Origin of the sequence: Massilia sp. CT11-108 (assembly GCF_047302915.1) — a bacterium.
Classification (GTDB): Bacteria; Pseudomonadota; Gammaproteobacteria; order Burkholderiales; family Burkholderiaceae_D; genus Telluria; species Telluria orientalis.
Map to the genome: position 1 here is coordinate 1 of NZ_JBKYMO010001606.1, position 256 is coordinate 256.

Consider the following 256-nt stretch of genomic DNA (forward strand, 5'->3'; position numbering starts at 1 on the left):
GGGACTCCCCCGGCGCCTTCGCCTGCTACGCGATCGGTGCGCTCGGGCTCATCGCGTTCATCCTCGTCGAACGGGCGATGGGCGACGACGCGATCCTGCCGCTGAAGCTGTTCGGCTCGCGGGTGTTCTCGATGTCGGCGATCCTGTCGGTCCTCGTCGGCTTCGGCATGTTCGGCGCGATGCTCACCATCCCGCTGTACCTGCAGATCGTGAAGGGCGTCACCCCGACCGAGTCCGGGTTCGCGATGCTCCCGAT

General features: G+C 67.2%; 1 pseudogene. It reads left to right on the forward strand.

Annotation, left to right across the window (positions count from 1 at the left end):
• Positions 1-256: pseudogene (locus ACEN88_RS35750) on the forward strand (MFS transporter); the annotation flags it as partial.